The 19,814-nt window shown below is 44.4% G+C and carries 16 protein-coding genes; 9 read left to right on the plus strand and 7 right to left on the minus strand.

Features of this window, described 5'->3' with window-relative positions; genetic code table 11:
• Positions 1–76 precede the first annotated feature (76 nt).
• Entirely contained in the window at positions 77–598 is a 522-nt protein-coding gene (locus WH96_RS16930) for a P-loop NTPase family protein (RefSeq protein ID WP_053006083.1), read from the plus strand.
• Between the two features lie 406 nt (positions 599–1,004).
• On the opposite strand, the gene WH96_RS16935 is transcribed toward WH96_RS16930, so the two are convergent.
• From WH96_RS16935 to WH96_RS16955, 5 genes are all read right to left on the minus strand, one after another.
• Entirely contained in the window at positions 1,005–1,436 is a 432-nt protein-coding gene (locus tag WH96_RS16935) for a hypothetical protein (protein ID WP_047765405.1), read from the minus strand.
• A gap of 15 nt (positions 1,437–1,451) precedes the next feature.
• The gene (locus WH96_RS16940; RefSeq protein ID WP_047765406.1) at positions 1,452–2,930 is read right to left on the minus strand and encodes an MATE family efflux transporter; all 1,479 of its coding nucleotides are present in this window, start codon (positions 2,928–2,930) and stop codon (positions 1,452–1,454) included.
• Between the two features lie 36 nt (positions 2,931–2,966).
• Positions 2,967–5,465 carry a cation:proton antiporter gene (locus tag WH96_RS16945; RefSeq protein ID WP_156176841.1) on the minus strand — a complete coding sequence of 833 codons (2,499 nt, stop codon included), beginning with the start codon at positions 5,463–5,465 and terminating at the stop codon, positions 2,967–2,969.
• A gap of 192 nt (positions 5,466–5,657) precedes the next feature.
• The gene (locus WH96_RS16950; protein ID WP_053006085.1) at positions 5,658–7,199 is read right to left on the minus strand and encodes a PAS domain-containing sensor histidine kinase; all 1,542 of its coding nucleotides are present in this window, start codon (positions 7,197–7,199) and stop codon (positions 5,658–5,660) included.
• A 163-nt stretch (positions 7,200–7,362) separates the two neighbouring features.
• Complete coding sequence (locus WH96_RS16955) at positions 7,363–8,844, minus strand: MATE family efflux transporter (protein ID WP_218045077.1); 1,482 nt, start codon at positions 8,842–8,844, stop codon at positions 7,363–7,365.
• Positions 8,845–9,363: 519 nt separating this feature from the next.
• Here WH96_RS16955 and dctP point away from each other — a divergent pair.
• The 3 genes from dctP (at position 9,364) to WH96_RS16970 (ending at position 12,915) form a co-directional block, all read left to right on the plus strand.
• Entirely contained in the window at positions 9,364–10,527 is a 1,164-nt protein-coding gene (gene dctP / locus WH96_RS16960; protein ID WP_245629504.1) for a TRAP transporter substrate-binding protein DctP, read from the plus strand.
• A gap of 131 nt (positions 10,528–10,658) precedes the next feature.
• Positions 10,659–11,357 (plus strand): TRAP transporter small permease subunit, encoded by a 699-nt coding sequence (locus WH96_RS16965; RefSeq protein WP_047765463.1) that lies wholly within the window; start codon positions 10,659–10,661, stop codon positions 11,355–11,357.
• Positions 11,350–12,915 carry a TRAP transporter large permease gene (locus WH96_RS16970; protein ID WP_047765408.1) on the plus strand — a complete coding sequence of 522 codons (1,566 nt, stop codon included), beginning with the start codon at positions 11,350–11,352 and terminating at the stop codon, positions 12,913–12,915. Before WH96_RS16965 ends, WH96_RS16970 begins: the two co-directional genes overlap by 8 nt.
• Positions 12,916–13,017: 102 nt before the next feature.
• On the opposite strand, the gene WH96_RS16975 is transcribed toward WH96_RS16970, so the two are convergent.
• On the minus strand, positions 13,018–13,827 hold the full coding sequence (locus WH96_RS16975) for a ferritin-like domain-containing protein (RefSeq protein ID WP_047765409.1): 810 nt from the start codon (positions 13,825–13,827) through the stop codon (positions 13,018–13,020).
• Positions 13,828–14,154: 327 nt separating this feature from the next.
• On the opposite strand from WH96_RS16975, the gene WH96_RS16980 reads away from it, so the two are divergent.
• From WH96_RS16980 to WH96_RS17000, 5 genes are read left to right on the plus strand one after another with little or no spacing between them, the layout of a single operon-like run.
• Positions 14,155–15,303 carry an ABC transporter substrate-binding protein gene (locus tag WH96_RS16980; RefSeq protein WP_047765410.1) on the plus strand — a complete coding sequence of 383 codons (1,149 nt, stop codon included), beginning with the start codon at positions 14,155–14,157 and terminating at the stop codon, positions 15,301–15,303.
• A gap of 49 nt (positions 15,304–15,352) precedes the next feature.
• Positions 15,353–16,213, plus strand: coding sequence for a branched-chain amino acid ABC transporter permease (locus WH96_RS16985; RefSeq protein WP_047765411.1), 861 nt, complete (start codon positions 15,353–15,355; stop codon positions 16,211–16,213).
• 2 nt (positions 16,214–16,215) lie between these two features.
• Positions 16,216–17,109 carry a branched-chain amino acid ABC transporter permease gene (locus WH96_RS16990; protein ID WP_047765412.1) on the plus strand — a complete coding sequence of 298 codons (894 nt, stop codon included), beginning with the start codon at positions 16,216–16,218 and terminating at the stop codon, positions 17,107–17,109.
• Complete coding sequence (locus tag WH96_RS16995) at positions 17,106–17,870, plus strand: ABC transporter ATP-binding protein (RefSeq protein WP_047765413.1); 765 nt, start codon at positions 17,106–17,108, stop codon at positions 17,868–17,870. Before WH96_RS16990 ends, WH96_RS16995 begins: the two co-directional genes overlap by 4 nt.
• On the plus strand, positions 17,857–18,576 hold the full coding sequence (locus tag WH96_RS17000) for an ABC transporter ATP-binding protein (protein ID WP_047765414.1): 720 nt from the start codon (positions 17,857–17,859) through the stop codon (positions 18,574–18,576). Before WH96_RS16995 ends, WH96_RS17000 begins: the two co-directional genes overlap by 14 nt.
• Before the next feature lie 107 nt (positions 18,577–18,683).
• Here the strand turns inward: WH96_RS17000 and WH96_RS17005 are convergent, their stop codons facing one another.
• Positions 18,684–19,754, minus strand: a complete 1,071-nt coding sequence (locus WH96_RS17005; protein WP_047765415.1) for a hypothetical protein — start codon at positions 19,752–19,754, stop codon at positions 18,684–18,686.
• Positions 19,755–19,814 lie beyond the last annotated feature (60 nt).

Consider the following 19,814-nt stretch of genomic DNA (forward strand, 5'->3'; position numbering starts at 1 on the left):
CAGCTAAAATAATCACCAAAAGAATTCAACATAGAGTATATACGAATTCCTTATTATTGGAAAAATGGGATTATTGATGAGAAAAATTCATATCACGGGGAATGCGGGGGCTGGGAAGACAACACTCGCAAAGGAGATCGGTACAGCTTTGGGTTTACCTGTGTTTGGGCTTGATAAAATCGTGTGGCAACCTGGGTGGAAAAAATGTCCCCGCGATGTCAGGATTAAAAAAGAGTTGGAACTAAGCTCAAAACCTGAATGGGTGATCGATGGTGTTTCTGAAAAAATTAGAGAGGCTGCGGATATCATCATTTTCTTGGATGTAAAACGATCAACAGCATTTTTCAGATGTGCGAAGCGAAACTGGCGATATCTTTTTAAAAGTCGACCGGAACTTCCAGTGAATTGTCCTGAAATTCTCATTATTCCGTGTCTATTGAAAATCATTTGGCAATTTCAGGATCATGTGCGCCCCGATATATTAAAATCTATTTCGCAAAGGCCGTCTTCTTCATACATTATTGAGCAGTCAAATGACCTTTTACCACTGTTTCAAAAGTTAGGTATTTCCAACCTATACAATCAATCAAAAGGCTAAAAGTGGCCAGCAGTTATAGATCTTTCGTAGGCGTCCGCACCTTACCTATAATCTCACGAATTCGATGAATATAGAACGTGGTGTTTTAGAATTGACATCAAAAATAGCTGCTGCTGTGCGAGCTGTAGTACTGTAACAAAGTGCACAATGAAATGACGTTGTTTTGCTGACTAAGACGACTTTTCTTCATTCCCATTATGATAACTCAAACTCTAGATTTACCTACAACTTACTCTCAATATCCTCGGTCCACCCAATCCCTGAATTTTTTTTCTTGCAATCATAATAAGGATAATCGTCGAGAGCAGAAGTTCGCTCCAGAACTAAGGTGAAGACGGTCCAAACAAAATCCTAGCAGAAGAGCTAGAAATATATATCCGAGGTCCTTTTCGTAGGTAACTCAAGCTCAGGTAGGATGTTGGAATGACGATATAAACTGTCTTGCGCGAGGAATAGGATCATCAAAGAATTGATCGGGACCAAGATGTTTTCTCTTATTTAACTCAACGGTTTCTAGTAGCGGGAAATCTATTTTTTGAATGTTTGCGTCCCAGCCAACGTAGCGCTCACGCCAACCTTTCCAGTAATGAGTAAGTAATTTCTCGCGTTGCGAGTAACCGTGATAATCGAAAGCTATAGAACCATTGGTTACATACATGTGATGTCCTTTGTAGCCTTTAACCGGGACAATCCATTCACCATAGAAACCATCCAAAGGAGCGTTTTCGAGATAAACACCTGCCAATATGTGACAGGCTCCGAACCCAAAAAAAACACGATCAGGTTGGTTCCATCTTTTTTCGGGATGTTTTTTAATTCCAGATCTGGGCCAATACATCTAAATAAACCGTGATTACTGTTGCGTTCTTTCAATCAAAACTCTTGGCCCGCCCATTCCCTGAATGCTTTTTCTTGCAACGATTATCATGATAATTGTCGAGAGTAGAAGGCCGCTCCAGACGGCGGTGAAGACAGCGGTCCAGACGCCCCATTCGTTCCAGTTCAGGACATAGATGAAGAGGGCGGCGAAACCTGCTGAAGCGAAGATTTGTCTATAGATCCCGATCCATACGGTCCAGATCGGGCGCTTGATGCCTTGGAAAAAGGACATCATGGCAAAGAGGGGCAGGTAGGCGGGTAACATGGCGGCGGCGAGGAGCAGGTAATCGAAGCCGACAGAAATGACGTTCTGATCCTGCGTGAAGAGGCCCAACAAGAATTTACCGCCGAGCAATAGTAAGAAGGCACCGATGAGCATCATGCCGATGCCTGTCAACACACACCACCAAAAGGCATAACGTACTCTGTCGAGTTCTTTGGCACCGTAGTTTTGCGCAATAATCGGCAAGAGAACAATGGTCAAACCCAATCCGGGGAGCAGAATGAGCTGCTCAATACGAAGGGCAATGCCATAGGCCGCGACGGCGGTTGCGCCAAAGGGTTGCAGGAAATACTGGATGACAAAAACACCGACAGTAATGGTCAGGAAGTTCAGGCTTGCGGGGGTTCCCTGTGCAGCGATGTCCTTGATGATTTTCAAATGGGGATAAAAACAGGGCAGCTTTACATTTGTCATTCCCCGGGATTTCAGGGCGCGGGACAGAAGATAGAGCGCGACAAACCATTCGGTAATAACTGTTGATATCGCGAGGCCGTCAAATCCTAGCGCAGGAAGACCAAAGGCGCCAAAAATAAGAACCGGGTTCAAGAGGCAGTTGGCAAAAAAACCACCGATGAGTGCATTCCGATTGGTGACGGTATCGCCCTGTGCGCTGAGAATGCCGTTGGCGGCAAAGGCGATCATGAAGGCAGGTGCTGCAAAAAGGATGAGCATCAGGTAATCATGGGCTAAATCTCGATAGCCGTTGAAAACCCCGAGCAGATCCAGCAAATGAGGGATGGCGTAATACCCTGCCAAACAAAGGACGCCAGAGAAGATCGTCGCAAAGCTAAGGCCTTGTGCGGCGATATCCTTGGGTGTGGCAATATCTTTTGTTTGGTCGCTATCGGCATCGACTTGTTTCTCTGCACCAATGGCTGTACCGGCTCCAATTGCCGTGCCAACCAGGGCGGAAATGCCCTGTCCCAGACCGATGCCAAAAGCTATGAGGATAAAGAATACGGTAAAGGAAACCGAAAGTCCTGCCTGAGCATCTGTTGAAATCATCCCGGCAAAAAAAGTATCGACGACATTGTACAAGGTGTTAAAGAGCATCCCGATGCCAGCGGGTATGGCCAAGGCTTTGAAGTGTTCCGGAAGGCTGCCGCGAACGAGGTCTCTTTCCCGGGGCTTTGCGGCTTTGGTGTTTTTAACTTTTCCGTTTGGGGCCACAGGATGACTTTCTCTTTAAAGAGGAGCTAAAGAGCTTCAGGAAGCTTCTTTGTTTTCTCTGTTCATGGTTTTCCGTTTTGCCGCAATCTCGGCAAGGGCACTTCGCCAGTTCGGGTGGGCGCGGGCCAGTTTGTTAAAGGTGCTTTTTTCAAGTAGCAACAAATGGGAATAGCTAATGGATTTAACCGATGCACTTCTATGGGTTTCATCCAAAAGCGCCATCTCGCCAAAGAAGTCACCATGCCCCAGACGGTGAACTTCGTCGCCAATTCGGATTTCGACGGCACCGCTTTCGATGAAATAAAGGCCATCGGCACTATCGCCTTTTTTGAAAGCATAGGCCCCATCTGCGAGCACTCGGGTTTGCAGTTCTTGTGTCATTTGGGTCAGTTCAGCGACTTCCAGATCTTTGAATACGGGGAAAGCCGTTAAAAGCTCTGCCGTTTTTGCTTTGATATCCACATGGGTCTTTGCTCTGCGTGTTGCGTGGAACGAGTTGGCTTCATTTGTCAGGCTGCGTGACAAATCGGTGCTGATGATGCCTGCCTCGCGCAGGTTTTTAATCTGCTCTATCTCATCCCGATAGGCAAAGCGTTCCAAAATGCGCCGATCGAGCGTTCTGGCGAACTTAGGATATTGAAGGCGTAAGGCTGCCAAGTGGCGTTCTATGCTTTCCAGTCGCTGGTTGAGGATTTCCTGTAAGACTTCAACAGGGCGTGGCCCAAGTAAACTGTGGAGTTTGTTGTCGAGGAAGGCTTTTAGCTCCAAGACCAGAATACGGTTGATGAGCAGGAAGTGGAAGTGCTTGCCCAGATGTGACGCTATGGGACGGTTGAATCCCAGATGTGTATGTGCCCAGCTTAAGATCTTGAACCGCGTACTGTGTCGGTACGGTCTTTTTGCCGCTGAAATATATCCTTCACGACCGCTTTGCCGGGCTGCGTCGATCATATCTTCGATGACAAGTAAATATCTATCGACCAAATCATGGCGCAAAATACCGCTCAATCTTTGATCCAGCAGCAACGTTTTTTCCTGATTGGTTAAGGCAACCAGACCAATAATCAATCGATCCTTGTCGTTGATTTCTTCTTCGTAAGACTTGTCTTCGGCAATGCGGGACAAGCGGTTGATATATTGTTTGGCCGTTAATTCGGTCAGTTTTGAATCGAGCTGAAACCGATTGGCAAAGTTGCTTAAGCCCGATTTAACGCTAGAGAGAGATTGGGTGAGAACCTGGGTTCGAAAGGCGCGTTCAATGGGGGAAAGCTGATCAAGCTTTAGCCATTGCATCAATGTCGTCAGCGTTGTTCCCTGTATTAAGAGGGTAAAGAGGGCAAAGCCGGTTGCCTGAATCGCAATAAAGCGCTGTGTTTCATTATTAATCAATGGGTTTTCTGTGACTGCCAAGGCAAGTGCAAGGGTGACGGCCCCGCGCAAGCCCCCCCAGACAATGACAATCTTTGTCGGGTTATCGACGCGCTGGGTGATCTTTAAGGCAGTTAATAACGGGAAAATGCCAAACAAAATAACAGCCCGCGCCAACAAAGCTGCTATGACGGCGGTTAGAATAACCAAAATGTCAGAGAAAGCGAAGTCAGACAGTAGGTCAGGTACGACCAATGCAGCCAGAATAAAGACCAAACCACCTGCCCACCAAGCAAGCTGTTCCAGAGTTTCCTGAAAAAACTTGAAAGTCTCGGGCTCAAAACGCGGGCGTGCCATTGCACTGAAGACCAGACCACTGGTGACAACGGCAACAACACCCGAGATTTGAATGTAATTTTTGGCCAATATATAAATCACAAAGGGAAAGGCGACAGTGATGGTCAACTGTGCTGAACGGAAAGAGCCAAGCCAGGATATCAGCGAAATTGCGAGCCGCCCACAGATGATGCCTGTAATAATACCACCCAGAAAGGCTGAGCCGAGTTGCTGGAGGATAAGTCCGGGCTCGTAGCCGCCACCAGAGATGATAAGTGTAAGAAATGCGCCAAAGGCCGCGATAGCAGTTGCATCGTTGAGCAGGCTTTCTCCCTCGACCAAGCGGGTCAGACGTTCTGGCGCGCCCAAGTCTCTAAAAAGGCTGATCACAGCACTGGGGTCTGTGGTTGCAACAATGGCCCCAAAAAGAAGGCAGACGACAAGGGGGGCGCTGGACACCAGAGATACGGCACCACCGATTAATGCAATTGCGACGAAAACACCGAGAACAGCTAGAAAGATAACGGGAACGGTGTCTTTTGCCAGCCGTCTGACGTCAATGGTTATGGCACCTTGGAAGAGCAATATCGGTAGCAAGACGTCCAAAAAGGTTGCCGAGGAGACAGGAATGTTGACTACAAGCGCAGCGGCTTCGTTAAATTGATCTGTCAAACGGGTGTGCAGAAGCCAGCTTGCGCCAGAGGCAATGATGACACCGACAATCCCGAGAACAACAGTGAAAGGCAGGCCCGTCCTTCGAGCGAGCGGTTGGCTACAGGCAATAACGATCAGCAAAGCGGCAATGGTGAGAACAATGTCTGAAACGGGCAACTCAGGTATCCATAAAATTAAATTACAGGTAATTGCTATCACGACTATATATGTCGCTTTACTGTTTACCCTAAGTTTTTCTGCATATGATTAGTGAAAAGAGATCGATTGCTTTGTACCATCAATACTTTGGTATTGGGATATTCGGATGGAACCGGTCCAATGGTGAATGTGGTTGCGTTCGTTGAAATGCTAGATTGATGTTGGATCAACGTATCTTTTTGCGGGGAAATCCAATGTAACCTTTGTGCCGCTATTGATCTTACTTCTCAGGCCCAAGGTACCATCATGGAGTTCTGTCAGCATTTTGCTGAGAGAGAGACCAAGTCCAGTTCCTTCATGAGCCGTACGGGCATTGATACGGGCTTGTCCAAAAGGTGCAAGGACAACGGGAATATCATCTTCTTCAATGCCGCATCCGGTATCACTGATCGTCAGGCGAATGCTGTCATCGCTATTCTTTTTAAGTTCGAGGAGAACCTTGCCTTCTGTCGGTGTGAACTTCACAGCATTTGATAGCAGATTCAGGATGATCTGGCGCATAATCCGTTCATCGCCCTGAAAATAAACGCGTTCTTTTGCTATTTTTACTTCTATATCAAGTGCGGCAGCGTCCGGGCGCCCCCGTATGATTTGCATGCAGGCGGAAATGGTATCTTTCAGATCCAGCACATCTTCATTAAGTTCAAATTTACCTGATTCGACTTTGGATATATCCAAAACGTCATTGATCAGATTTAGAAGATGTTCGCCTGAATGGTGGACATCATTGATATATTCCCGGTATCTGGGGTGTCCTAATTCACCGAGTAATTCATCCCGCATGACCTGTGTGAAGCCAAGGATCGAATTTAACGGTGTGCGTAATTCGTGGCTCATATGTGCCAGAAATTCCGACTTGGTATTATTGGCAATATGGGCTTCGTCTCTTGCCCGCATGAGCGCAATTTCGGCCTTTTTAATATCGGTAATATCTTTCTGGATACTGACGGTATATCGATCTTCGGTTACACGATCACTGAGGAGAAGATATCGACCATCCTTGAGCTGTACGATAGTTGCTTTGGGCGGACCTTTTGCCAGATCCCGACGACGATTTATATAGTTTTGGTCATCACCATCAAGAACAAGAACAGTGCCTCTTTCGATATCGAGCTTGCCGAGTTCATAGCCGATAACCCCTGGCTTCGCTTCTTCATTGCTATAACCATAAAATGCTTTGAATTTGCTGTTACAGATTACCAGGCGACCATTAGGATCATAAAGGACGAACCCTTCACTCATTGCTTCCAGTGCATCCACCAGCATTTTTCGGGAAGATACGGCAGAGTTTTTAACTTTTATCTCTTCTGTGATGTCATATCCACAAAACAAAAGGTAATTTTTCTCTTTCAAAACAATTGATTGGATTGTCATTGAAAAATCATGAAGAGATCCGTCTTTGCCTCTGAGGCAGGTATGAAAACGTTTGACAACTTTTTCTGTTTTTATGCGTTGGATCATATCAGCCCGTTTTTCAGGGCTTAACCAAATGTTGAGTTCCTGTGACGTATGGCCGACAACTTCTTCTCTTTTATATAACAGGATCTTGAGCCATGCGTCACTAATGGCATGGATAAGACCTGTTGCAGGATCTGTAATCACAAAATAGGTACCGGAAGCGGCAAAGATAGCTTCCAGAAGTTCTGATGAATCAAGATTGAAGTCTGTTAATAAGGGTTCCGGCGCAGGCAATTCTCGTCCTCTTATAGAAACAAACTTTATTTGCCAAAGCTCTGTTTCCATAAGCAAAGGAATAAAGAGCTTGTGGTTAATAAGAAAATAAAAACTAACAGAACTGACAGGGAGAACGCAAATAATTGCGTTCCCCCTGTGCAATTAAAATTTGAAATTCAACTCATAAGGTTGTTAAGTTTGTCCTGAATACCCCCAACTTGTACCCGGTTCTATTGGCGTTATGTGATAGTATGAACAGGGTCAAAATAATCATTAGAATTTCAGTCAAAGGTCCGACATACCAGATTCCGACCTCACCAAAATACAAGGGAAGAATAAAGGTTAAGGGAATGGAAAAGAGATATGTTCTTGTCAAGCTGATAAGAGCAGATCTTTTTGCATCTCCAATAGCTTGGAAGAAGCCGGACAAAATCAAACTTGGACCAAAGGCAAAATATAGAAAAGTGATCAAGGGCAGTATACGTGCCGTTTCCGAGATAATTTTCGGATCGTCAACAAAGATGGTCCCCAAGGTATCAGCCATAAAATGAAAGATCAGTTGTAAGGTAAAGCAGTAAGTGAAAGCAGCGATAACCGCTATCTTCAGGCTACTGTTGACGCGTGCAAAAATTTGCGCGCCCTGGTTGTTACCGGCAATAGTCTGAAAGCCGAGGTTAAGGCCAAGTAAAGGAAGGAAGCTGAAGGTAAGTATTCGTGTCGTTATGCCATAAGCTGTAACAGTCGCTTCGTAATTACTACCACCCCACTTCTGAAGCGAGTAAAACACAGCACCGGAAGACAAGGAAATTCCCAAATATGAAAGACTTTGCGGAGCACCCAGAGCAAGAAAATCACGCCAGTAGGTCGTAATTCTCTCGACTGGCGATAAGATCAGGCAAATAGCCGAAGATGTGTTGTAGCGGTAAATAATGACCGCGATTAATGCAAGTGTTTGCGCAAGCAAGGTACCATAAGCAGAACCGGCTACGCCCAGATCCAACTGGACGATAAGCAAATAGTTAAACAGCACATTCAACAGGGTTGCGAGAACCGAGATAAAGGTCATGTATCCCAACTTGCCTTCGCACCTGAGCGCATCGACACTGATCGTCAGTGTGAAGACGAGCGGAGATCCATAAATAAGAATGGAGATGTAGGTATAGCCCATTGCGCTTAATGTGTCAGATCCCTTGGTGACCCAATCGATCATCTGATCACCGCCAAAGCTGAAAATAGTAACAAGCAGTAAGCAGACAACGACGGAAAGAGCAAAGGCACTTGTAAAGGCTGCGCTGGCTTTACCAAATTCTCTCGCGCCAAGAAGTCGGGCAAGAACTGAAGAAAAACCGCCGGACACCCAGGTCGATAAAGCAACAATGAGCATGAAGACAGGGAACATCATTGTTACAGCTGTCAGGGCATCAGCCCCCACAAACTCACCAAGAAAATAGGCGTCGATAATTGTGAAAAGACCATTTACCAGCATGATTAGTATAATTGGCGTTGCTGTTTTCACGAATAGAAGCGGGAGAGACCCGAAGAGAAAGAAGTTTTGCCCAGGATTTTGTTCAGAGCTTTTCTGGAAACTTTCTTGGGAGTTTTTCGAGGAGCTTTCTTGGGAGTTTTCTGAGGAATTTTTGGGTGGGCGAGAAGCATTGCTCACAAGGAAATCCTTTGAGGTAGGGAAAGTAATTTATAATTAGTGAAGTTACGCAGAGAGAATACAAGTTTCTGCGTTGGAGAATTATATCTGATTTATACGAGATGTTTTGATCAAAATTGCTTTTATCGAGTGATTTTTGACAAACAAAAGCAGCATGTAAAGCAGAGGTGTGGATTAAATAACATTATTTATGAATATTTGGCACATATTATTTGATTTTAAGTAATAGGCATTGGTTTCTCTAGAATTTTTAAATTGTGCAAAGAATTATTTGTGTATTGATCAGTGTTGTTTTTAGATAAAGTTGATGTTTTTTAATGAATTATCGAATTTTTTGGATTGATTACAGATAAAGTTCTTTTGGTGTTTGTTTGAAGGTATCAATTTTATTTGATGAAGCTATCTTCTGGTCTTTGATGGGGAGGTATACTAGTCTTTATTAAAAAAATGAAGCTCAATACATGATTTATAAGAAAAGTAAGTAACCAGATTGAATTGAAATCAATGGGAGGACTAACTGTGAATAATAATATCAATAAAGAGCTATCAAAAAAGATAAAATCATCCAAAACTCAAAGTACCTCAACTCGACGTTCATTTTTAAAACTTGCGGGAACAACGGCTGCTGTAGCTGGAGGATCTGCTCTTTCTGCACCGTTCATAAGTGACGCTAATGCGGCGGCAGGGCACAAATGGAAAGTACAGTCAACCTGGGATGCAGGGACAACGGGTTATACTTTGTTTGAAGAGTGGTGTCAGAGTTTTAAAGAACGTTCTGGTGGTGAACTGTCAATTCAACCTTTTGCAGCAAAATCGGTTGCTGCTGATAATAATGCCTTGTTTGATTCTGTCCGAAACGGTGTTCTACAGGGCATGAATCCCTTTACCCTTTACTGGGCGGGGAAAATTCCAGCATCTGTGTTCCTATCGTCTTACCCTGTTGGCCCTGATCAACCTGCGCAGTGGGATACAATGTTCTACGGGTTGGGATTGTTAGAAAAAGCAAGGGAAATATACGCTAAATTTGGCTTGGTATATGTTGGACCCATTCAGCATGATGCAAATATTATCCATTCTAAAATACCAGTCAGCAGTGTTGAAGATTTCAAGGGATTGAAGTTAAGAGTTCCCGGCGGAATGGTTTCCGAAGTGTTTCAGTCTTTTGGGGCAAGTACGGTAAGTTTGCCGGGCTCCGATATTTTCCCGGCTCTGGAAAAAGGCACTATTGATGCTGCTGATTATGTTGGACCAGCAGTAAACTGGGATTTGGGCTTTGGTCAGGTAACGAAACATATTCTGTTTGGGCCTCCGGGATTGATGTCAGTTTATCAGCCCGTTGATTTGATGGATTTGACTGTTAATAAAAGGGCTTGGGATAAACTTTCGCCTGCTATGCAGCAGTTTGTCGAAGATCAGGTTAAAACCTATTCCCTTGATCATTATGTCTCTATTCAAAAACGTAATGTTGAAGCTTTAAAGAAGTTCACAGATAGCGGTAGCACCGTATCTCGAATGGGGCAGGCTGATTTGGATAAATTCCGACAGGCGGCTATTCCGATTTGGTACAAATGGGCGAAAAAGGACGCGAATGCATCCGCAGTATTCAAGATTCAACTCGATTATATGATGAACGGTATTATGGGTTATATATCACCTTCTGATATTAAAGGGCAGAGCCTATAAGTCAGGCTTTTTTGCTTCATTGGCAATGAACGGTGGAATGGCTGGTTCTAAGTATGACCAGCTATTTTACCTGTTCACATCTGCATGATTATGAGCTCATCAATTATATCAGAAGTATTTTGGAGGTACCCATGACGGACGGACCAGATTTTGGTTTCGTGTTGCCGCATTGGCTTTATTGGACATGGCTGGCTGTTATGCCCCTTGTCCTGATTTACTGGGCAAATTTACAAGAAAAACGCAAAGGAAAATTACAACCGGAAACTGATGGTGTCAGTCTGCCTCAGGACGAGGGAGAAACAATTCAATATGTCGAAAACACTTTTACCCGTGCAATAGATAAGGTGAGTGTCGCCTCGGGATACCTTTGCGCCTTTTGGACAGTGAATGCTGTAATCGCATATTTTTATGAAGTGATTATGCGTTACTTATTTAACATGCCAACAATCTGGGTTCATGAAGCGAGTTTTCTTCTCTTTGGGATGCAATATCTGATATCCGGGGCATTTACGTTGAAAGAAGAAGGACATGTCCGAGTTGATGTTCTCTACATCAAGCTTCCTTTGAGGGGGCGCGTTGGTATGGACATTTTCACATCTGTCTTTTTCTTTGTTTTTATTCTCGCGCTGGTCGGCACATCAGCAACGTTCTTTGAACAATCTTATGAGATGGGCGAGACGACAGTTGAAACATGGGCAATTCAGTATTGGCCTGTGAAAGCTATGATGTTGTTGGGTGGGATACTGATTTTGTTTGCTGGGATTGCTAAATTAACGAAAGACATTATGACCTTCCGTGCGTTAGGGCAGGAGGGCCAATTTAATGGCTGATGTTAATAATTTTTCACAGCAATCGAATGAAAAAGATCATCCATCTCCTCGCCAAAAATCTCTGGGGCGCTATGGCACTATTTTCATGGTGCTTTCGACGCTTGTGGCATTTTTCATATTGGGTGTTGAACTCGTTAATATCCTCTTTTTTGATCCTTACGAAGATGAGTATTTCCTTTTTCGGTCTGCAGGAATTTTGGAAGACACGGATATAAGCACACTGACATATATTATGTTCGGTAGCTTGTTTGTTCTGTTGATGATGGGCTTGCCTTTGGCTTTTGTTACCGGGGGGCTTGGTGTTGTTTTTGTATATCTGGTTGGTGACCAGATTATGTTGAACATTATCCCATCGCGCATTTTTCCGATGATGACGAACTCTGATTTGGCGGCGATACCGTTATTTATCTTTATGGCCTCGATGTTGGAACGTGCCGGTTTAATCGAAGAAATGTTTGATGTCGTATATAAGTGGATGGGGGGGCTAAACGGTGGTTTAGCAGCTGCGACCATTTTGGCATCAACTATCTTAGCCGCAATGGTTGGTGTTATTGGCGCAGCGGTTGTGACGATGGGTATTATTGCACTTCCTGCAATGCTTAAAAGGAACTATGACCCCGAAATTGCGCTGGGATCAATTATGGCAGGAGGAACCTTGGGTATTCTTATTCCTCCTTCTATTCTGGCCATTCTTTACGCTGTTGTTGCTCAGCAATCTGTCGGAGAGCTTTATCTTGGTGCTTTAGCCCCGGGGCTTTTGTTATCGGGGCTCTATATTGGCTATGTCTTGTTACGTTCGTTTTTAAAGCCCGAGCTCGGACTTGCGATACCAGAAAATGAACGCCTGAGTTTATCAGAAAAAATGCGCTTACTGTTAAAGCTGATTGCGCCACTATCTTTGATCGTTGTTGTTCTTGGTTTGTTGTTCGCTGGAATTGCAACGCCTGTAGAGGCAGCCGGGATCGGATCATTCGGGGCAATTATTGTTGCGATTATGCATGGTCGGTTTGACCTGATCGCTTTGAGAGAAGCGTCGGTGACAACCGTTAAAGCCTCTGCAATGGTGCTTTGGATTATTTTCGGGGCATCAATCTTTGTCGGGTTTTATATCCTTCAAGGTGGTCAGGCTTTCATCAATGAGGCGATTTTAGGATCGGGTTTATCCCCCTATGGCATTCTATTTTTGATGATGGTTCTCTTGGTCATTTTAGGAATGTTTCTGGACTGGGTTGGTATTTTATTACTGGCCGTTCCGATTTTTGTGCCCATTATCAAAAATTTGACCTTTGACGGTTTGTTTGGACTTCCGGCTGTCGAAGGCGATAAGGTTGCATTGTGGTTCGGTGTTTTATATCTAATCAATATGCAAATGTCCTTTCTAAGTCCGCCTTTTGGGTATGCCTTGTTTTATATAAAAGGTGTTGCGCCAAAAGAAATTTCGATGGCGACAATCTTTAGATCGTCGCTTGCTTTTCTTGCTTTACAGATTGTGGGGTTGGTTCTCTGTATTCTGTTCCCGGCGATTGTGACTTGGTTACCAGAATTGGTTTACGGATAGCTGAAGTTAGATGTGTCAAATACTGGGAGTAGCTTGATTTTTACTCCCAGTATTTGAATTTGATAAAATTGAAGAAGAAATATACTCAGTTCACACTGGTATTTATAAATCAGCAATCGGGCCATAGAAATCAATAGGGAAATCGGCCTGATTACGCCCGTCAATGTTAAAGGGTGATTTTACACGCCCCTTGAACAGCGTCAGGATAATGTTTTGCCAGCTTTCAACAGGATCTTCATTGTCCTGCTGGCAAAGATACTCAAACCATCGTTTACCCTTAGCTACATGGGTGATTTCATCGTCATATATGATCTGTAAGCGATCTGCGCTTTTATAATCTTTGGCGAGCTTAAGCTTATCAATCATGCCGGGTGTTACATCAATGCCGCGGGCTTCCAGCACCATGGGAACGACTGCTAAACGAGCTTTGAGATTATGCTCCGTGACTTCTGCACCCTGCCACAAACCTGCATGTGCAGGTAAGGCACCGTAGTATGATCCCAGTTGTTCCAATCTTTCACAGAGTAGCAAGTGGTGACGTGCTTCATCATCCGCGACAGAAACCCAGTCGTCGTAAAAACCTTTGGGCATTTCCGTTGCTGCAAAACGAACAATAATATCCCAGCATAGATTTATCGCGTGAAGTTCTATGTGTGTCAGTGCATGGAGAAGAGCAATACGTCCTTCAACTTCAGGCGTGATTTTTCGGCGCGGCACCTCTCTGGGCGGGACGAGCTCAGGTTTGTCTTCCCGCGCAGGTTCTCTTGGTATTTTTGCTGTGTCGACATTTTGAATATCGCCCTGTTGCCATGCTTTGGCAAAGGTCCGGCTGAGTGTGGCTTTTTCGATGGAATTGGCCGTGGTCAATACGATACGCGCGGCTTCTGACAGGGTGGAAGGTATCTTTGCCATTTAAGTGCCTGCTAGAAGACGTTGAATGAAGTGGAATTATCCTATCCGTGTTTAGGCGAAAAAATTGGTAATATCAATATCACCGAATATCAACATAGCCATGCTTTTCGTAAAAACCAGAGAGAAATCAAACGCATTAAGAGTTATTATATTTAACTTTGTCCTTATGATTGTATTGTGTTGTTTGTTTTGAGCCATGTTAATTTTTTAAAATATGTTTTAATTCAATAGATTAATTTAATAATGGTACAATAAATTCTTTCCGCTTGACTGAAAAAAGCCTTCGCCCTTAAGCTTGTATATACATGTTGACTGGGGAGTTAAATAATGTCCATAACAAAAAAAGTAATGGTGGCACTTGCTATCACAGGGTCTCTTGTTTCTGCATCGGCGTTTGCAGACACTGTTAAAATTGGCATGAATGTACCCTTGACTGGTTTTGCGGCTGCTGACGGGAAGTCCGCACTATTAGGTGCAGAGCTTGCTGTTGAACAGGCTAATGCTGAGGGAGGAATTAATGGCACCGAAATTGAATTGGTACATTACGACGATCAAGCATCACCAAAGCAGTCGGTTCCTATTGCGAATAAACTAATTGGCCAAGACGAAGTGATGGTGGGGATTTCCGGAAGTTATTCCGGTGCAACACGCGCAGCATCGGGAATTTTCCAATCAGAAGGTGTGCCTTATATTTCTGCTTTTGCTGTTCATCCGGATATTACCAAATCTGGTGATTATGTCTTTCGAACTTCTTTCGTTGGTGAAGTACAGGGTAGAGCTGGTGCCAAATTAATTGGTGAGATGCTTGGCAAAAAACGTGTTGTTGTCATCACACTAAAAAACGATTTTGGACAATCTCTGGCGGCTGGCTTCAAGGCAAAAGCGGCAGATTTTGGGATCAATATTGTTAATGAATATGAATATTCAATCAAGGATCGTCAGTTTGGTCCTATTGTCAGTAAAGTAAAATCTGACAAGCCAGATGCAATTTATGCTTCTGGATATTTCTTTACTGCAGGACCTCTTGTCAGTCAGTTGCGTGCAGGGGGAATTGATGTGCCCGTGATTGGCCAAGAAGGTTATGATTCCGAGAAATTTATCGAAATTGCTGGTCCTTCTTCGGATGGTGTTTTGATTACGACATCGTTGGATCGGGATTCTACTGTGCCAGAAGCAAAAGAGTTCATATCAGCTTTTGAAGTTAAAGCAGGTTACAAGGCAGATATGGTTGCGGCATCTGGACATACTGCGGCAAAGGTAGCGATTGCTGCAATGCGTAAAGCTGGCACAACTGATCGGCAGGCTATACGTGATGCGATTGCTGCAACAAACATGGTGGCATCAACTGGAACTATTTCCTTTAATGGGCTTGGTGAAGTAAAAAAGGATGTTCAGGTTCAGGTTGTAAAAGATGGAGCGTGGCATCATTACGCTGTGATTGATGACCAGAAACTTCTGACTCCTCCTGTGGAATAATTGCCTTTAAGCCATTCTCGACACCTACGACCTTTATTGGAACTTCTTGATGTTATATGTCGAACTACTGGCACAGGGCTTGGTGCAAGGAAGCATCTATGCCTTGGTTGCTGTGGGGTTAACCCTCGTTTATGGGTTGCTTCGAATATTGCACGTTGCTCATGCCGGGCTCTTTACACTTGGTGGTTATATCGGGGTTCTGGTGACCAATGCGACGGGTAGTTTACTTTTAGCCTTGGTTGTTTCCATGTTGGTCGTTGGTTTGTTGGGGATGGCAATTTACCGGCTTTGTTATCAGCCAATTCTGGATAAACCACCTTATGTGGCGTTGATTGCTTCGATTGGCTTGTTTATCGCGATGGAAGAGATTTACCGCATCGCTTTTGGCCCCTATGGTATTTCATACCAAAATCCGCCTTTGCAAGATGTTGTATATATATTTGGCATTACGCTTCGCCTTGGTGAAGTTGCAGTTGGTGTGGGTACACTTGTTTTGATCGGTGCTCTGGCTTTGTTTTCGACTAAGACACGGTTTGGAACGGTGTGGCGGGCGACGGTTACCGACCCGAAAATGGCCGAATCTTTTGGTGTTGATATTATCAAAGTTCGTTACCTTAATTTTTTCATAGGTTCAGCATTGGCCGCGGTTGCGGGTGTAATGGTTGCACTTCTCAATAACCTGGTTGAGCCCACAATGGGTAGTGTGCCGAGTTATAAAGCATTGGCGATTATTGTTCTTGGCGGGTTGGGCGATGTGCGTGGAACATTAATTGCCGCGTTGGCTTTGGGTGTTATTGAAGCATACGGCACAATCTATCTTGGCAATTATCTTGACCGGGATGCAATTGCCTTCGCCTTCCTTATTCTCGTTTTGATGGTTCGGCCTCAAGGCCTATTGGGGAGGGCATAATCATGCTTGGTCTAAGTGGGTATGAAATCAGTTTGATCACATCAATGGGTATTGCTGTTATTTTTGCCCTTAGTCTCAATCTTATCACGGGTTTTTGCGGGCAAATCTCTTTGGGACATGCCGCATTTTATGGAATAGGGGCCTATACTTCCGCGATGCTAACCAAAGCAGGTATGCCTTTTGGTGTTGGTCTCTTAGGGGCCGTTATCGTCGCGGGATTGATTGGCATTTTTATCGGAATTGCGTCTCTTCGTGTCCGTCATGATTTCCTTGCGATTACGACAATGGGGGTTGGTTTTCTTTTCATCGGAATTATGCGTCAGTGGGATTTAGTTGGCGGGGAAATGGGCGTTTCAAGTATTCCTGGATCTGGTCTCGGTAAGTCTGGATTTATGTTTCTGGTTCTCGGCTTTGGTGTTCTTACTGTACTGTTTAGTTTACATCTCAAGCGATCTTGGATGGGATATGCCTTCGACGCTATCGCTGATGATGAAGATACAGCGCGTGTCGTCGGGCTGAATGTATCTCATTACAAGCTGGCAGCTTTTGCAATGGGAACGGCGCTGGCGGGATTAGCCGGGGCGCTCTATGCGCATAACGTACGATTTATTGATCCTGAAAGTTTTGGTTTTGTGGAATCAATAACAGTACTTTCAATGGTTGTTATCGGGGGAATTGGTTCTGTATTCGGAGTTGTTTTTGCTGCAGCAGTTTTGAGCGTTCTACCGCTCTGGATACAATTCATTGATGAATACAAGCTCTTGCTTTATGGGGGCTTACTCTTTGCCATGATGCGTTTTAGCCCTGGCGGACTTGCGGGATTGGTGAAACAGATATTACGACACATATCGTCAAGGAAGTCTTTGCAGAAATTATCTGGGGGAACGAAAATATGAGTAAGCTCCTGGAGGTCTCAAATGTAAGAGTTCAGTTTGGTGGTGTCGTAGCTGTCGACGATGTGTCGTTCTCGTTGAATGAAGGAGAACTACTCGGGTTTATTGGTCCAAATGGAGCTGGTAAAACCACGATGATGCGGGCGATCACGGGTGTTGTTACTCCAACGTCTGGTTCTATTGTGTTGGATGACAAGGAACTTGTTGGGTTAGCTGTACACAGTCGGGTACGTATGGGGTTGGGATTTTCTCAACAGCTCGTAAAACCTTTTCGTAATATGACGGTGCTGGAAAACGTGACGTTAACTGCGGGATCTCGTCACACGCGTTCACCTCTTGGAGCTTTGTTTAAAGTTGATCGAGAGAGGGATCGAACACGTGCAAAAGAACTTTTAGAACTGGTGGGAATTGTTGATGCGGCAGATGCCGATCCGTCCAATTTACCACTGGGATATTTGAAGAGACTGGAAGTTGCCAGAGCTTTGGCACTGGATCCGACACTTCTGTTACTTGATGAACCATTAGCTGGCTTAAATCATGCGGAAGCTCACAAGCTGGCCGATATGATTGTTGATCTCAATTCTGCAGGCAGAAGTATTATTCTCATTGAACATAATCTGGGGGAGGTTATGCGCATTTGTTCTCGCCTTGTTGTACAGGATAACGGCAATAAAATTGCGGATGGAGATCCTGAAAGTGTCATGAATACACCTGCTGTCCGTGCAGCTTACCTTGGGGAGGATATGGATAATGCTGCAGCTTAAAAATGTTGATTGCGGATATGGTGTTTTTCAGGCCGTTCACAATTTATCGTTTTCGGTTGAACAAGGACAAATATTTGCCTTGCTTGGTCCTAATGGAGCAGGAAAATCCAGTACAATCATGTCGATAGCAGGTCATGTGAAGCTCTTTGCAGGCAGTCTTCATTTTGATGGTCAAGATATATCCAGCCTTTTGGCCAGAGAGCGGGTCAGAAAAGGTATTGCTGTAGCACCTGAGGGACGAAGGCTATTTCCTGATTTAACCATCGAGGAAAACCTTACTGTCGGCGGCTACAGCCAGTCCAAAGTTAAAGAAGCGGTAAACCGTGATATGGTTTTCTCCCTCTTTCCGCGTTTAACCGAACGTTTGAGGCAGCCTGCTGGAACACTTTCTGGTGGAGAACAGCAAATGCTGGCAATTGGGCGTGCGATGATGGCGGAACCTCGGTTACTGATGATTGATGAAGTCTCGCTTGGTCTCATGCCAAAAATGGTTGATGTTTGTTACAACGCAATTCGGCATCTGAAAAGCCAAGGAGTTACCATCCTGTTGGTGGAGCAAAATACCAAACGTGCATTGGATGTAGCTGATCAGGTTTGTGTTCTTGAATCAGGTAACGCAGTCTGGCAAGGATCGGCAGATGAGGCCAAGAAAGATCCTGACCTTATAGAGGCTTTCCTTGGAATGACCAAAGAATCTGCTGCTTAAGTTATTGGCTTTAGTCAGGGTAATACAGGCTGTTTCTTTGGCAAGACGGAAGGTATTTTGTTGCCTGCGGGAAGGCGTTAAACGAAGTGAAATAATCTTTTTTGTGTTTAGGTGAAAAGGCTCGCAATATCTATATCACCATGTTTTTCGTAAAAATCTGGGGGCAGGTCGAACGACATACCGATGATCGTTTCCTGGAACATAAAGTAATGAACAGTGATAGTCTCAGTGGTTTGGCTTTCGCCTTCGTCGTCAAATGATATTTCTTCGTCGAGGGAAACGACTTCGATATCGTCTTCCAGAACATCTTCTTTCTTGAGAATAAAATACTCTTGTCCGGGGCGTAAGCTCCCCCAGCTGTTATCTAATGTATTGTTCTCGAACAGATTAAGGGCTTCGTTGTTCACAATAAAGAAGTTGAAGCCGTTTCCGCCAAAAACAGCGAGCTCTTCAGTGGCAAAAAGAAGCGCATCATCATCCAGTTCTATGAGAATGTCATTCTCTTCGTCGACAATGTCAAATTCATTTTCCTTGCTGAATTTTTGCAAGCTGACAGTTTTGGATTTATCCAGTTCTTTCAGTTTCATAGGGGTAAAATTATTATGGGTAACCAGGTCATCCAACAGGCGGTCTAAGCGGATGTCTTTGGATGGTGCCTCTGTTGATATACCGAGGTTGCTTTGAGCATCTACAAAGTCATCAATTTTTAAGGCGACCGATTTTAAGGAAATTGCACCCTGAGACCAATTTATATTTGTTGAAGAGGTAAGTTCTTCGGATGTGTTTGCATCAATAGGCTGTGTTGCAACATTGGAAGCATCTTGGTGTTCGTTTTCTGCATTTGCGGCGTTCATTTGAACAAGAACAAGAAAAAGAGTTTCCAGGTAGAGAGCACTGTACAACCGTTTGAAGAACGGGGTTGGCTTTTTTGTTTTTTCTTTTGCGGCTTGCGAGAAGTGATTTGCCGCAAGAGAAGCATTATCCTGCTGAATAATCGAGAGGGGATCACTATCTCGGTATTGACGATTGTTTTGAAGCTTTGATGTCTCGCTCTGATTGGTTTCTTCTGGCAAAGACAAAGGAGATACAGGCACATCAAGTGGTTCGACATCATGTTTGTTGCCAAGTTTGTTACCAGCTTTGAAGGCTTTATAAATTTTCTTTAAATCTTTGAGCATTGTCTTTGCTGCAGAAGCGTATCGGGTAAAGTCGTGCAAGCTTACCGACGGAGCAAGCTA

It is taken from the genome of Kiloniella spongiae (genome assembly GCF_001026905.1).
Taxonomy (GTDB): Bacteria; Pseudomonadota; Alphaproteobacteria; order Kiloniellales; family Kiloniellaceae; genus Kiloniella; species Kiloniella spongiae.

What these genes read in the sequence shown, in the direction of transcription:
- WH96_RS16930 (WP_053006083.1), top strand. Translation starts at nt 77, where the DNA reads ATGAGAAAAATTCATATCACGGGGAATGCGGGGGCTGGGAAGACAACA.
- WH96_RS16935 (WP_047765405.1), bottom strand. Translation starts at nt 1,436, where the DNA reads ATGTATTGGCCCAGATCTGGAATTAAAAAACATCCCGAAAAAAGATGG.
- WH96_RS16965 (WP_047765463.1), top strand. Translation starts at nt 10,659, where the DNA reads ATGACGGACGGACCAGATTTTGGTTTCGTGTTGCCGCATTGGCTTTAT.
- WH96_RS16970 (WP_047765408.1), top strand. Translation starts at nt 11,350, where the DNA reads ATGGCTGATGTTAATAATTTTTCACAGCAATCGAATGAAAAAGATCAT.
- WH96_RS16975 (WP_047765409.1), bottom strand. Translation starts at nt 13,827, where the DNA reads ATGGCAAAGATACCTTCCACCCTGTCAGAAGCCGCGCGTATCGTATTG.
- WH96_RS16980 (WP_047765410.1), top strand. Translation starts at nt 14,155, where the DNA reads ATGTCCATAACAAAAAAAGTAATGGTGGCACTTGCTATCACAGGGTCT.
- WH96_RS16985 (WP_047765411.1), top strand. Translation starts at nt 15,353, where the DNA reads ATGTTATATGTCGAACTACTGGCACAGGGCTTGGTGCAAGGAAGCATC.
- WH96_RS16990 (WP_047765412.1), top strand. Translation starts at nt 16,216, where the DNA reads ATGCTTGGTCTAAGTGGGTATGAAATCAGTTTGATCACATCAATGGGT.
- WH96_RS16995 (WP_047765413.1), top strand. Translation starts at nt 17,106, where the DNA reads ATGAGTAAGCTCCTGGAGGTCTCAAATGTAAGAGTTCAGTTTGGTGGT.
- WH96_RS17000 (WP_047765414.1), top strand. Translation starts at nt 17,857, where the DNA reads ATGCTGCAGCTTAAAAATGTTGATTGCGGATATGGTGTTTTTCAGGCC.
- WH96_RS17005 (WP_047765415.1), bottom strand. Translation starts at nt 19,754, where the DNA reads ATGCTCAAAGATTTAAAGAAAATTTATAAAGCCTTCAAAGCTGGTAAC.